12 protein-coding genes are annotated in these 14,095 nt (G+C 38.5%); all 12 read right to left on the bottom strand.

Annotated features, from left to right (window positions below; all coding sequences use genetic code 11):
• Positions 1-8 precede the first annotated feature (8 nt).
• Positions 9-1,184: a thiolase family protein gene (locus tag BJ095_RS05935; protein WP_107933307.1), complete on the bottom strand. Its 1,176-nt coding sequence runs from the start codon at positions 1,182-1,184 to the stop codon at positions 9-11.
• Between the two features lie 85 nt (positions 1,185-1,269).
• Positions 1,270-1,668: a MaoC family dehydratase gene (locus BJ095_RS05930; RefSeq protein ID WP_107933305.1), complete on the bottom strand. Its 399-nt coding sequence runs from the start codon at positions 1,666-1,668 to the stop codon at positions 1,270-1,272.
• A complete protein-coding gene (locus tag BJ095_RS05925) occupies positions 1,665-2,114 on the bottom strand; it encodes a MaoC family dehydratase N-terminal domain-containing protein (RefSeq protein WP_107933304.1) in 450 nt (149 codons plus the stop codon). The genes BJ095_RS05930 and BJ095_RS05925 overlap by 4 nt, the downstream gene beginning before the upstream one ends.
• Before the next feature lie 18 nt (positions 2,115-2,132).
• Positions 2,133-2,897 carry a 3-oxoacyl-ACP reductase FabG gene (gene fabG / locus BJ095_RS05920; protein WP_107933302.1) on the bottom strand — a complete coding sequence of 255 codons (765 nt, stop codon included), beginning with the start codon at positions 2,895-2,897 and terminating at the stop codon, positions 2,133-2,135.
• 179 nt (positions 2,898-3,076) lie between these two features.
• Positions 3,077-4,045, bottom strand: a complete 969-nt coding sequence (locus BJ095_RS05915; protein ID WP_235867588.1) for an MBL fold metallo-hydrolase — start codon at positions 4,043-4,045, stop codon at positions 3,077-3,079.
• Positions 4,046-4,119: 74 nt separating this feature from the next.
• Complete coding sequence (locus tag BJ095_RS05910; RefSeq protein WP_107933298.1) at positions 4,120-5,745, bottom strand: ABC transporter substrate-binding protein; 1,626 nt, start codon at positions 5,743-5,745, stop codon at positions 4,120-4,122.
• Between the two features lie 33 nt (positions 5,746-5,778).
• Positions 5,779-6,684, bottom strand: a complete 906-nt coding sequence (locus BJ095_RS05905) for an ABC transporter permease (protein ID WP_107933296.1) — start codon at positions 6,682-6,684, stop codon at positions 5,779-5,781.
• A 41-nt stretch (positions 6,685-6,725) separates the two neighbouring features.
• Positions 6,726-7,673, bottom strand: a complete 948-nt coding sequence (locus tag BJ095_RS05900) for an ABC transporter permease (protein ID WP_107933294.1) — start codon at positions 7,671-7,673, stop codon at positions 6,726-6,728.
• Positions 7,670-9,709 (bottom strand): ABC transporter ATP-binding protein, encoded by a 2,040-nt coding sequence (locus tag BJ095_RS05895; protein WP_268968868.1) that lies wholly within the window; start codon positions 9,707-9,709, stop codon positions 7,670-7,672. Before BJ095_RS05895 ends, BJ095_RS05900 begins: the two co-directional genes overlap by 4 nt.
• 34 nt (positions 9,710-9,743) lie before the next feature.
• Positions 9,744-11,294 carry a class I adenylate-forming enzyme family protein gene (locus tag BJ095_RS05890; RefSeq protein ID WP_107933290.1) on the bottom strand — a complete coding sequence of 517 codons (1,551 nt, stop codon included), beginning with the start codon at positions 11,292-11,294 and terminating at the stop codon, positions 9,744-9,746.
• Between the two features lie 104 nt (positions 11,295-11,398).
• Positions 11,399-12,559: an MFS transporter gene (locus tag BJ095_RS05885; RefSeq protein ID WP_235867587.1), complete on the bottom strand. Its 1,161-nt coding sequence runs from the start codon at positions 12,557-12,559 to the stop codon at positions 11,399-11,401.
• Positions 12,560-12,858: 299 nt separating this feature from the next.
• Positions 12,859-14,025 carry an acyl-CoA dehydrogenase family protein gene (locus BJ095_RS05880; protein WP_107933288.1) on the bottom strand — a complete coding sequence of 389 codons (1,167 nt, stop codon included), beginning with the start codon at positions 14,023-14,025 and terminating at the stop codon, positions 12,859-12,861.
• Between the last annotated feature and the right edge of the window lie 70 nt (positions 14,026-14,095).

Here is a 14,095-nt window from a genome sequence, read left to right as displayed (position 1 = left end):
TTACATTTTTAGTTTGGCTCCCTTTCAATTACTAAAGAGATTCCTTGCCCTCCACCAATACATGCCGTTATGAGGGCATACTTACCAGCAGATCGCTTTAACTCATAAACTGCCTTTGTTATTAAAATTGCACCTGTTGCTCCTAATGGGTGCCCATGAGCAATTGCTCCCCCATTTACATTCAGCTTTTCTGGGTCTATTTCTAATTCTCGGTCACAGGCAATCACTTGAGCAGCGAAAGCCTCGTTTAGTTCAACAATGTCCATATCGGCTAAAGATAGACCAAGCTTTTCCATTAATTTTTTCGTTGCTGGCACAGGTCCAATTCCCATAATGTTTGGGTCAACTCCTGCTACTGTTGCACCTTTAATTGTCGCAAGTGGCTGAATTCCTAATTCTTCAGCTTTCTCACGAGACATGACGACTAGCGCTGATGCCGCATCATTTAGGCCTGAACTGCTACCTGCTGTTACCGTACCATCTCTTTCGAAGGCAGGAGGTAATTTAGCTAAAGCAGCTAAAGTTGAATTGGGACGTGGATGTTCGTCTTTGTTGAAGAGTACAGGCTCTCCTTTACGTACAGGAATACTTATCGGCACGATTTGTTCATCAAAACGTCCTTCCTCGATGGCTCTTGCCATTCTTTGCTGACTTCTTAATGAATACTCATCCTGCTCTTTTCTAGTTATCTCATATTTTTTCGCTAGATTTTCTGCAGTAGTTCCCATTGCAGGATTACCGATTTCCTCAGGTGCAAGCAGGGATTTTCGATGTTTTGGAGGGATAGAGCTATAGGCTTTTTCAGGACGTTCATATTGATAGGGTGCACGACTCATACTTTCAATACCACCAGCAACATAGATATCACCCGCACCAGATTCAATAGCTTGCGCAGCTAACGCAACAGCATTGATTCCAGAGCCGCATTGTCGGTCAATTGTTAACCCCGGTATGTTCACAGATAGACCACCTTGTAATGCTGTCAATCTAGCAATATTGCCACCACCACTAAGAACATTTCCTAAAATAACATCATCGATTAGTTCAGGATTTATATTTGCACGCTTAACCGCTTCTTTAATGACTTCCCCACCATAATAGTGGGCAGGAATACTCGCCAAAGTCCCACCTTGTTTCCCAATTGCAGTACGCACTGCTGATACAATTACAGCGTCTCTTTTCATAGACCCTTCCTCTCATATATTTACTTTGAATTAAAAGGAGGGCTGCCTCTTTTAGTTTATTTTAATAGAGACAAACCCTCTAACATTAGCAAAGTTCAAATTTTATTTTTCCCTTAACGACATCTTTTTCATGCTGGTTTACGGCTTTTACATCAAAGAGTAGTGATTGGTCAATTTTCTCCACTAATTCCGCCTTTAATGTAAGTACATCATTTAAAAACACCATTCCAGAAAAGCGGATATTATAATCTGTAATATACCCGTCTTCATAGTAAGGAGTAAAAAGTTTTGAAAGATTCCCCATTGTCCACATACCGTGAGCAATTATCCCTGGCAAACCCGCTTTCTTAGCTTCCTCGTCTATTGTATGGATTGGGTTAAAATCTCCGGAAGACCCTGAATACTTGATTAAATCCATTCTACTTACAGGTTTAAGGATTGTTTCAAGTGATTCACCAATACTGATTTCCTTTAAAACTGTCATACGTTCAATGACCTCCTAACGGTTTCAGTGATGATGGTGATTGATTCCTCGGTGAAGATTAAGTGTCCGTTCGAATCCTCACCATATCTTCTCATTTTTAGAAAGCCCATTTTCCCTGTACTACCTTCTTTTTCATAGTAATCTTCTATTTTTGAATAACAGTAGACTTCTTCTCCTATCAATAGCGGTCTTTCATAATGATAAATTTGCTCTCCGTGAATCAGGCCATTCAAGGGTAATTTTAGACCATCAATTGTCCCAGATCTTAAAACTCGAGGGAAGGTAGGAGGTGCAATATTGGTACCAAACCTAGATTGTTTCCCCGTTTCTTCATCTATATAAATTGGATGATTATCTCCAATCGAATCGGCAAAGCGTCTAACAAGCTCTCGTTCAACTACATTCTTAACCTTGGTTGAAGTTAGACCGATATAATCTGTATACATGCGTCACACTCCTTTTTATTAATTTGTTGGCCCACCTGCCACATAGATTACCTGACCGTTAACAAAAGAAGATTTTTCGTCTGCAAAGAAGGCTACTGCATTGGCAATATCACTTGGTTTTCCAGCTCGCCCAACTGGTATTTTACTCGCTACTCCCTTTAAGAAATCTTCAAAGGACACACCTATTCTTTCTGCTGTTGCCTTTGTCATATCAGTTTCTATGAATCCTGGAGCAACTGAGTTTGAAGTAATTCCAAACTTTCCAAGCTCCTTGGCAAGCGTTTTTGTTAGCCCCTGTAAACCAGCTTTTACAGCGGAGTAATTGGCTTGCCCTGGATTTCCTAATGCTGAAGTTGAAGAAATATTAATGATTCTCCCGTACTTTTGCTGCACCATATACTTTTGTGCAGCACGCGTTGTATTAAATGCACCCTTCAAGTGAACATCAATTACTTGATCCCAGTCACTATCTGTCATTTTGAAAAGTAAGTTGTCTCGGATGATTCCTGCATTGTTGACTAATATATCAATAGAACCAAACTCTTTCACTACCTGCTCCATTGCAGCTTCTACTTCTGCTGCTTTCACAACATTTGCTTGAATTGCCAAAATGTTGATGCCCTTTTCCTTAAACTCTGCTTCAACTTCCTGTAAGGCTTCTTCATTGATATCAATAATGGCAATCTTAGCCCCTTCTTCAGCAAAAGTCTCTGCAATTCCTTTGCCAATTCCACGGCTACCACCTGTAATAAAAGCAACTCTATTATCAAACCTCTGTGTCAAATTAAATTCCTCCTATTTATATACTAAAATTATGTCCTAATATTCTATTAATAGTTTTATAGAAATATTCTGAGGGCAGCGTTTTTTCTTCAAAATGAGATTGAGTATTTGTAGACTGCATCCAAATTGAAAATTATTCCTTGAATGAAGCACTTCTCACTTAGGACTTTTTAATAGATTTAATCTCCATTTATCAATCGGTACTGATAGACACCATTTAGTTTTTCTGCAAATACAATATTTCGCTCTTGGAGCATATCAAGAACACTAACAATCTCAAAAACAAAGGTGATCACAGCCTTTTCATATCTACCTCGGTACATGTCTTGGATGATTTCAAGTCCTGTTGCACTATTATCTAATTTCTTCAAGGTATTGATGACACGATTTGCTCGGTTTTCAATATTATTGATGTGTCCATCAATTGCCCCATTTAAATTATCAATGATAGGGCCATGTCCTGAATAAGTTACTTTTGCTGGAAGCTTTCTGCATATTTCCAAATTATTTAGGTATTGCAGCAAGGGCTTAGCTCGCTCTTCTCCTTGTTTAGGCGCATCTAAAAATATCCCGCCATGTACGCCTTTTATGATGTTATCACCACAAATAAACTGCTGAGTATCTCCGCAATAAAGAGAAATATGATCCTGAGAATGTCCTAGTGTTTCAATTACTTTCCAACCAGGCAAACCTGGCACAGAATCGCCATCTTGAAGCACTTCATCAACCGTAGCAAGCTGGAAGTAATCACGGTGTCCCTTACGATATGCCCATTTAATGGCCAATTCCTTTGTTAAACCAAATTCTAGGAATAGTCTCTCAAAAAATTCCGAGCTCCATGCTAGATAGCTCTCATCTTTTAAAATCATTTCAGTATCCTTATGTGCGTAGATAGAGACTGATGGATTTTTTTCTAGAATCCAATCCACCATGCCGGTATGATCATTATGATGATGAGTTATCACAATTTGCTCGATATCTGTTAGCCCTAAGCCTAACAGATGGAGCCCCTTATTTAACTCATCCCAGCCTTGCTTATTTTTTAGCCCTGCATCGATAAGGGTTAATTTCTCTCCAAAAACAACATATGAATATACTGGACCAATTGGAAAGTTGGTTGTTAACTCCAATCTTTCTACTCTTTGCAATGTACTCAATCCTTCTTTTATAAGAATGTGTTCTCACATACCTTTCATGAAAGCTAGTAATTTATAAATAGATTCTATTTATCGATCCAAACATCCTTCAAATAGCCATACCCATAAGAAGCGTGTGGATATAGATCCTTTACATAAGCATGTCTTGGAGTAGTTGTATAGTAAGTAGTTAATGTTACTGGATTCACCAAGTTTTCTAATACATAACGCTGAATTTCATGTACATATTCTTTTCTTTCGTTTACATCTAAGATAAGTCGTTGCTCGTCAAGCATTTTGTCTAATTCTGGATCACTTATGTTGTACCAATTTCGTGAACCATTTGTATGAAGCTGTGTTCGAAGCCACTCGTCTGGCTCTTGGAAGTAGGTTTGATAGCCTATCCCCATATCGTAATCTACTTTTGGCCATCTTTCTGAGAAGTAGGCAGCATATTCGACAATTTCGATTTCTACATTTATTCCGATATTTCTTAAATCCTCTGCAACCCATTGAGCAACACGTACTAATTGTTCTCCGTAACCATTTGTAACAATCATTGTTGTATCAAAACCATTTGGATATCCTGCTTCTGCTAAAAGCTTTTTCGCTTCTTCCGGATTGTATGGTTGTAAGGCTTCACGTTCCTCCAAAGGTAATGCCCAATCTCCTAAAGAAGGGTTAACAGGTCCGCTCGTTTCCCCGCCTCCATAGATTGCATTTACCATAGATTGACGGTCGACAGCCATGCTTATCGCTTTGCGAATTCGTATATCGTCAAAAGGCTTGCGCTCCATGTTCATATAAAGCTGTTCTTGTGTAGGGAATAATGCATCAAAAATAGTGATATCTGGATTCGTTTTCTGGAGCTGAGTGAGCTGTTCAGGTGATAATTGACCAATTCCATCTGCCTGCCCTGTTCTAAACGCTGCGATTCTAGATCCTTGATCTGGCACCACTTTATAAATTACTTCATCAAGATAAGGTTTACCTTCCTCATAGTAGTTCGGATTTTTTTTATATGTTGCTTGCACATTATCCTCCCATTTTTCTAATACAAAAGGACCTGTTCCAATTGCATCTGTTGCTAAATCTACTTTCCCCTCCATAGCCTCTTTCGGTAATATCCACATAAAATGGTTAGCCATAAAGTTTAAGAAAGGCGCAAATGGTTGTTTCAAAGTGAAAACTACAGTTTGAGGATCTTGAGCTACAATACTTTCTACCTCCGAAAGCAGGGCCGCTTGATGTCCAGGTAGAGAAATAATTCTTTCCATTGTGGCTACAACATCCTCTGCTGTAACCTGTCTACCATTTACCGGTTCCTTATCATGCCAGTACGCCTCGCGAAGGAAGAAAGTATAAACTTTTCCATCTTCAGAGATAGTCCAATCCTCAGCTAAATCTGGTACAACATTATAATCTGTATAGTCAACACCTGGTCCTGTTTCATAGGATACTAGCTTGTTATAAACTAGACCTGCCATCATATGAGTGTAGATGGATGACTGACGATGAGGATCTAGCATATCTGGATCCGCGGCAGATAATATTGTATATGTTCCACCACTTTTAGGCTCTGAGGATGCTGCTTCCTCAGTATTATCAGTACCTGGTTCATTAGTTGAATTATTAGAGGAGCATGCACTCAAGACCACTATCAATATCCCGAAAATCAATAAACTTACTATCGATTTCAACCTTTTCTCCATATCATTTCCTCCCATGGAATTCTTTTTAACGAGCTAAGACATTTTTGGATCTAGGAAATCTCGAAGTGCATCCCCAAATAAGTTAAATGCCAATACCAAGATACTTAATGCTAAGCCTGGGAAAAGTACAAGCCATGGCGCACTTTCCATATATCTGCTCGCATCACTCAGCATTAGTCCCCAAGAAGGATTGGGGGGTGGTGTTCCTATTCCAAGAAAACTAAGCGATGCCTCTGCTATAATCGTTTGACCAAAGGCAAGACTTGCCATAACAATAATAGGTGCCATCATATTCGGTAATCCATGCTTCAAGATGATTCTAAACGAACCTGCCCCTACGGAACGGGAAGCTTCAACATAATTTGATTCTCGAATTCTCAGCATTTCCCCTCGTACAATCCTGGCAAATCGGGGTACTTCTATAATCACCAGTGCAATAATCACATTTTGTATAGCAGGTCCAAGCAGCGCCGCGATAAACAAAGCTAGAATCAATGCAGGAATTGACATGATGGCATCCATTATCCGTTGAATAATCATATCTACAATTCCACCGAAGTAACCTGAAATCATTCCTATCATTGTTCCTAAAAAAATTGAAATGACAACTGTTGCAATTCCAACAAGTAAGGAGATACGAGAACCATAAACAAGGCGACTAAACACATCTCGACCTAAATCATCAGTTCCCATAATATGATCAGCACTTGGAGCTGCCAAAAAAGCTGCACGATCCTGGCTTATTGGGTCAAAGGGTGCGATGATTGGAGCAATAATTGCAACTGCGACCACTATTAGGATGATTAAGAGCGATACAAAGCCGATTTTTTGTGTGTAGATAAATCGTTTGCAGTCCTCTTTAAATTTTTTTAGATGCAAATTCTTGCCTGCTGAAATCCTCTCTTTCGGCAACTCAGAGTCTAATTGAACTTGGGACATGTGAATCACTTCCTTTTCTTGAAACAAGAATAATGACTATATTATTTAGCTCTAATTCGTGGATCTACCCATCCATACATAACATCTACAATCAGATTCACTAGTAAAAACATCGCACCAAACACCAACACTGTCGATTGAACAATCGGATAATCTCTTACCAAAACCGATTCAAAAATTAGACTGCCCAAACCTGGAAGTGCAAATATCGATTCAAGAACGACAGTTCCACCCAGTAAATAACCCACCTGTAAACCGATTAGTGTAATAACAGAAACTAAAGAATTTCTAAGCGCGTGCTTGAATATTACAATCCCTTCTTTAGCACCCTTTGCTCGCACAGTTCTTATAAATTCAGAATGCAATACTTCAAGAACGGCCGACCTAGTCATACGGACGATACTTGCACTGAGTGTAATCGCCAGACAGATTGCCGGTAAAAACATTTGCTGTAGATTTACAATGGGATTTTCAGCAAATGATTGATAGCCTAGTGGTGGTATCCAATTTAAAGCTAAGGATAATACTGTTAGCAATATTAGCCCCAACCAAAAATTAGGTATGGATAAACCACCTATAGAAATGACTTTTAAAAAGTGGTCGATAAATGTATTTTGTTTTACAGCTGATATTACCCCTATCGGTATTCCAATAATAATGGCTAAAATTATTGACATAATCGCCAATTGAATAGTGACCGGAAGTCTTTCTAGAATAATTTGTGACACCTGATGTCCTGACCAAAGGGATTTTCCTAAATCGCCTTGTATAGCATTTGTTCCCCAGTCAACCAGCTGTCCTAATACACTCTTATCTAGCCCCATTTCAACCTTTAATGCCTCCATTTGTTCTGCTGAAGCACCTGAATTCGCTAACTGGAGAGTTACAACATCACCAGGGACTGCCCTCATGATGATAAAAATAAAAGTAGTCATAATAAATAGAACGAATATTCCGAATATTAAGCGCCTGACAATATATTCAATCATGTCCTATGCTCCTCCCCATAGAGATGACATGAAACAATATGACCTTCCGATTGAGCCTTCATTACTGGTTTTTGTTTCTTGCAAATATCCATCGCATATGGGCATCTCGTATGGAATTTGCACCCTTCAGGAGGGTTAGAGGGACTTGGCACTTCCCCTTTTAAAATGATTCTATCAGGTTCTATATCAGGATTTGGTACTGGGACTGCGGATATAAGGGCCTTTGCATATGGATGCAGTGGTTCCTTAAATAACTCTTCCGAATCTGATACCTCAACAATCTCTCCCAAATACATCACCGCAATTCGATCCGAAATATACTTAACTACATTTAAATCGTGAGAGATAAACAAATAGGATAATCCCAATTTAAGCTGTAAATCTTTTAGTAGGTTGAGTATTTGTGCCTGAACAGAGACATCCAATGCTGAAACTGCCTCATCGCAAATCAATAGCTCTGGTTCAGTTGCCAATGCTCTGGCAATCCCAATTCTTTGCCTTTGTCCCCCAGAAAATTGATGAGGAAATTTAAACATATCGTTTTTGGATAAACCTACAATTTCAAGTAACTCTCCGACTCTTTCTTTTTTCTTGGCACCCTTTGCTAAATTATGAACTTCCAAGGGTTCACCAATTATATCCATTATCGTCATCCGCGGATTCAAGGAACTATATGGATCCTGAAAAACAAACTGTATTCTTTTCCTAATTCCTTTTTTATCTTTTCTATTTACATTTGCTAATTGCTTTCCATCAAAGCTTACATCACCATCGGTAGCATCTATAAGCCCTGTTATTAAACGTCCTACGGTTGATTTACCACAACCCGATTCGCCTACTAAACCCAGTACCTCTCCCTTATTTATAGCAAGCGATACCCCATCAACAGCCTTAACGTGACCAATAGTTCGAGACAAAACCCCTTTTGTAATCGGGAAGTATTTTTTCAAATTAATTACTTCTAATAGGTTATTTTTACTAACTAAATGCTCATTGATGGCAAAATCAGCCTCATTATGGTCTGTACTAATTGGAATGTCCCATGCTTCTTGTAGATTAGGATCTGCAATCCAGCACTTACTTACCCGATTATTCTCAACATCGAATAATGGCGGCTCCTCATTTTTACATTTTTCTGTAGCAAGAGGACACCTAGGATGAAAACGGCAGCCTGTTGGCATATCCTTCAAGCTTGGTACATTCCCTTTTATCGTTTGCAGTCTCCGATTCTTATCTGTATCTATTTTCGGAATACTTTTTAATAGTGCTTCTGTATATGGATGCACTGGTTTGTTAAACAAATCCTTCACATTTGATTGCTCGACAACCTGCCCTGCATAGACAACAACTACTTTATCAGCCATTTCTGCAACAACACCTAAATCATGGGTCACTAGAATAATGGCTGTTCCAAATTGATCTTGTAAGTCTTTTAACAATTGCATGATTTGTGCCTGGACTGTCACATCTAGAGCGGTAGTTGGCTCATCTGCAATAATTAGATTTGGTCTACATGCAAGAGCAATAGCAATCATTACCCGTTGCCTCTGTCCACCGGATAATTGATGAGGAAAAGCATCGATTCTACTTTCAGGATCAGGCAACCCAACTAGCTTCAATAATTCCAGAGCTCTTAGACGCAATTCCGTTCTACTTAGGTCTTCATGAATTTTGATGGTCTCAATAATTTGATCTCCGATAGTATACACTGGGTCCAAGCACGTCATTGGATCCTGAAAAATCATAGCAATCTCGTTTCCTCTAATTTTCCGGATCTCATCATTACTCAAATCCTTCAAATTCAAATCATTGAATAATATTTTCCCTGAAATCACTTCACCATTACTATCTAGTAATCTTAATATGGAAAGAGCAGATACACTTTTACCTGATCCTGACTCGCCAACAATGGCTACAGTCTCACCCTTTGCAATACTAAAGGAAACCCCATCTACTGCCTCTAGATGTCCTTCTCTTGTTTTAAATACCGTTTTCATGTCTTCCACTTTCAAGAGTGTATTCGCGTTTTGGGCCAATAAAATTCCTCCTTTCATCTTTAGTTTCATAGCTTTAGTTATCTAAAGTAAGTCTAGCAAAATGCTCTCTTAGCTTTGTTTTCAATATTTTACCCACTCCATTTCTTGGCAGCTCCTCGATAAACTCAATATGGCGTGGGGTTTTATATTTTGCCAGGTTTTTTTGGCAATAATCAATCAATTCACCCTCACTTACATTCGCTCCAGGTTTTTTCACAATACAGGCAAGGATTTCTTCTCCCATCCTCTCTGAAGGGACACCAATTACTGCGGCTTCTAGCACTGCGTCGTGCTTCACTAATAATTCTTCTAAATCTCGCGGATATACATTAAATCCACCTCGAATAATTAAATCCTTTTTACGATCGACAATATACAAATAGCCCTCATCATCAACCTTTGCCATATCACCTGTATGAAGCCATCCGTTTTGCAGCGCTTTTTTAGTTGCTTCTTCATTTCTAAAATAACCTGGTGTTACATTTTCACCTAAAACCAATAATTCTCCCACTTCACCAACTGGTAGCTCTTGCCCTTGCTCGTCGACAATTTTTATTTGTACACCTGGCATTGGAACTCCCACAGAGCCTTCTTTAATAGGCATCCCATTTCGTTGAGATGCTACTCCTGGCGAAGCCTCTGATAATCCATAAGCGTCCCTTACCTCTGCGCCAAACCTTTCTTTAAATTTATGGCGTAAACTTATGGCTAAAGCAGCTGATCCAGACCCTACTGTTTCTAAGCTAGACAAGTCATATTGCTCAGCATTGGGGTGGTAAAGCATTGCATGCACCATAGCCGGAACTGCCGCAAAGGATTTTACCTTGTACTTTTCGATTACTTTAAATACTTCCTCTGCCTCAAATTTGGAGAAGATTACAACAGAGCTTCCAAGCAAGAACATTCCGTTCATAATTCCAAACCCATAAATATGTGCTAATGGAAGAACACCGATTGTAGTGCCTCTTGTATCCTCTTCATCTCGTAAAGCTAATCCTGACATAGAATTGGCATATAGATTTTTATGTGTAAGCATAACACCCTTAGGTACTCCTGTTGTACCAGATGTATATAAGATAACTGCTACATCAGATTCTTTTAAATCTAAAGAAGCATTTTCATAGATAGGCATATTCACCAGTGCTTTATCCCATTCGATAATATCGGTACCTTTTTGCATATCACTTTCATTTGGTTGGTCGATACAAATAACTTTAGGTTTTTCACTTAATCCATTTGCAGCATTCGTAATTTTTTGTAAGAGAAGTGATGATGTAATGACCACTTTTGCTTCAGAATTTTTCAGTATAAAGTTAATTTCATTTTCATGAAGGAGGTACATAACTGGAACGATGATGCCTCCTGCACCTAATACACCCTGATAAGAAAAGATGACCTCTGGACAATTCGGCATGCAAATAAGTACTCGATCCCCTTTTTCCACACCAAGTGAATGAATCAGACTTGAGACTTTTTTACATATAATCTCTGTCTCACAATTTGTGTAAGATTTGTCATTATAGTAAAGAAGGTTATACTCACCAAACTTTTTAATATTTTCCCCTAATAATTCAGTTAGTAGCATGTTACCCTCCTAAATTTATTTACTATTTTCATAGTAAAATTTTATATTCAAATATATAAAACACTTTCATTTATAAGGAGCCAACTATTCTCTAATATGAGTTACTAGTGTCTTTTAAATGGTAAGGGAATATGAATTCTTCGTTGTGAAGCAGAAAGAAATGTTATTCCAAGAAGAAGAGCTGTAATAATTGCGGAAGTTATAAATGGAGCTGATGCCAGGAATACAAATACCCATCCCCCCCAAAGCGGACCTAATATTCTTCCTAAGCTATCCATAGAATGTTGGAGTCCCATCGTAATGCCTTGCCCCATCTCATTTCGTTTTGATAGCAACGCGATTGTTGTTGGACGAACTAATGACTGACCAAAACCGGTGAAGATACACCCTATTAGGGCAACCCATATAAATGGCGCAAAACTGATAAAGCAATAACCGATTGTTGCAATGACTAAGCCGAATTTTGTAATGGTTTCTTCATCCCAAAGATCGTAGCATTTCTTAAGTAGAAAGAATTGCACGATAACAGATGTACCTGCCTGCGCACTAAAGGCTAAACTTACAAATATTGGAGTAGCATCGAAGCGTTCAATCATAAAATACCCAAGTAAACCAAAGAAACTAGAAGCAGCGATCGATAAACCCAAAATAATCGTATAGTGATTCCAATATCCAGCTTTAGTTACCATTAAAAGCGATTGCCAAAAAGTTATATCCTCTGTTGAAGTAGAATCCTCACCGTCGCTTTCCTTTTCATCATTACTAATTTTTGTATCTTGGATATAGAAATGTGCAAATGGAAGTGTGATTAATGCCAACACTCCAGCAATCATAAATGGTACCACTACACCAAGCGGAGAAAAGAGTCCCCCAATAGCCGGACCACAAAGGAAACCGAGCCCATTTACAGCACCCATTTTAGCAATAGCCTGATTCCTATACTCTTTTTTAGTTTGATCTGCCACCATTGAAAAAGCGGCAGGGTGTGCACCTGATGAAATCGCGGCACCAATTAGCCTTACTAACAGCAATTGCCAATAATTTTGAGCAAAAATTAATAGTAAAAAGGCGATTCCAAAGCCAAAAACACCCATTATTAATACGGGTTTTCTTCCTATCTTATCTGCCAAACGTCCCCAAATTGGTGCAGTTATCAGCTGTGCAATAGCCCAGATAATGATCAATGATGACATTTGGACTGAAGTTAGGTTTAAATCATCTGCTAAAAAAGGTAAAGTAGGAAGCACTATTCCATAACCTGTCATCGTCAAAAACATTATGAATCCTAGTAAAAAGAATGCCTTCCTATCCATCATAACTTCTCATCTTCTTTCACTATGGTAGAACAGAAACGGAAGATGAAGCATTCTTCCGTTTTTGTCACTTTTATTTAGTGCATGCCCCTTAATACAAGCACTAAATAACTCAAAAATATGGAAGAACTTTTTGTCTTACGGTATATTCATTCAAGAATACTTAGTATAACTAACCGGTTAGTATTATTAGGGTATAATAACTGACCAGATAGTATGTTGATAACGAGTTCTTTGCAATTCTTGTTTTTTTATAATAACTCTCCCACTTTTGCATGCCCTTTTAATAGGTTACGTGCAATTGTTCGACGTTGAATTTCATCAGTACCTTCAAAGATTCGATACAGTCTAAGCTCTCTATACCAACGTTCGATTGGTAATTCCTTCGTATAACCCATTCCACCATGAATTTGAAGAACACGATCGACAACCTCGTTTGCCATAATTGCACCATTTAATTTGGCCATTGAAGACTGATGACGTGCATCCATTCCATTTTCAGCCATCCATGCAGCTCTAAAGACAATCCATTTTGCTGCTTCAATTTCAACAGCTGAATCTGCAATCATCCATTGTACTGCTTGACGTTCAGCAATCGGCTTCCCGAAAGTAACACGAGTTTTTGAATAATCGATGGCCATTTGTAATAATCTCTCTGATGCACCAATTGCCCCAGCTGGAATCATATATCGCCCTTGACCAATCCATTGCATCCCCAGGTTAAACCCTTGCCCTATTTCGCCTAAAATATTTTCTTCTGGAACACGTACATTATCAAATACAAGAGTAGCTGGGCCCCATTCACCCATTGTATAAATATATTCAGATGTCCAGCCCATTTCTCTATCAACTAAGAAGCAAGTTACACCGCCGTTTGCACCCTTTTCTTTATCAGTAACAGCAAAAACCATCGCAAAATCTGCTTCATTTCCGTTTGTTATAAATACCTTTTCTCCATTTAAAACCCAATGATCCCCATCTTTTACAGCCTGCATTGTAATACTTCTAGCATCAGATCCTGCACCTGGTTCAGTTAATGCAAAGCATGAACGTCTTTCCCCATTGATGGTAGGTAATAAATATTTCTTTTTTTGTTCTTCGTTACATAAATATAGAATGTTGTCAGCTGTACCACCAAAGTTAAACGGCACAAAAGTTCTACCTAACTCCATAGCTATTAATACCGACATAATCGGACCTAAATTCGCACCACCATATTCCTCAGGTGTATTGATGCCCCAGAAGCCAATCTCTTTTGCTTTTTCTCGTAATTCCTTTACCTTTTCACGTGAGATTCCAGGTCTACCTTCTCTTTCGTTTTTTAATACCTCTTGCTCTAATGGTTTAAGTTCTTTATTTACAAAGTCACGAACTGTTTTTTGAATCATTTTTTGCTCATCTGTTAATGTAAAATCCATTCAAATCCATCTCCTTAAAGTCAAATTATTTGAGTAGAAAATTGTTAAACAATGTTCACAATTTTTCGGA

Source organism: Ureibacillus chungkukjangi (genome assembly GCF_003217295.1).
Taxonomy (GTDB): Bacteria; Bacillota; Bacilli; order Bacillales_A; family Planococcaceae; genus Ureibacillus; species Ureibacillus chungkukjangi.
Note: the sequence above shows the minus strand (reverse complement) of the source record. Positions and strands in the feature narration are given on the sequence as shown.

What these genes read in the sequence shown, in the direction of transcription:
- BJ095_RS05935 (WP_107933307.1), bottom strand. Translation starts at nt 1,184, where the DNA reads ATGAAAAGAGACGCTGTAATTGTATCAGCAGTGCGTACTGCAATTGGG.
- BJ095_RS05930 (WP_107933305.1), bottom strand. Translation starts at nt 1,668, where the DNA reads ATGACAGTTTTAAAGGAAATCAGTATTGGTGAATCACTTGAAACAATC.
- BJ095_RS05925 (WP_107933304.1), bottom strand. Translation starts at nt 2,114, where the DNA reads ATGTATACAGATTATATCGGTCTAACTTCAACCAAGGTTAAGAATGTA.
- BJ095_RS05910 (WP_107933298.1), bottom strand. Translation starts at nt 5,745, where the DNA reads ATGGAGAAAAGGTTGAAATCGATAGTAAGTTTATTGATTTTCGGGATA.
- BJ095_RS05905 (WP_107933296.1), bottom strand. Translation starts at nt 6,684, where the DNA reads ATGTCCCAAGTTCAATTAGACTCTGAGTTGCCGAAAGAGAGGATTTCA.
- BJ095_RS05900 (WP_107933294.1), bottom strand. Translation starts at nt 7,673, where the DNA reads ATGATTGAATATATTGTCAGGCGCTTAATATTCGGAATATTCGTTCTA.
- BJ095_RS05890 (WP_107933290.1), bottom strand. Translation starts at nt 11,294, where the DNA reads ATGCTACTAACTGAATTATTAGGGGAAAATATTAAAAAGTTTGGTGAG.
- BJ095_RS05885 (WP_235867587.1), bottom strand. Translation starts at nt 12,559, where the DNA reads ATGACAGGTTATGGAATAGTGCTTCCTACTTTACCTTTTTTAGCAGAT.
- BJ095_RS05880 (WP_107933288.1), bottom strand. Translation starts at nt 14,025, where the DNA reads ATGGATTTTACATTAACAGATGAGCAAAAAATGATTCAAAAAACAGTT.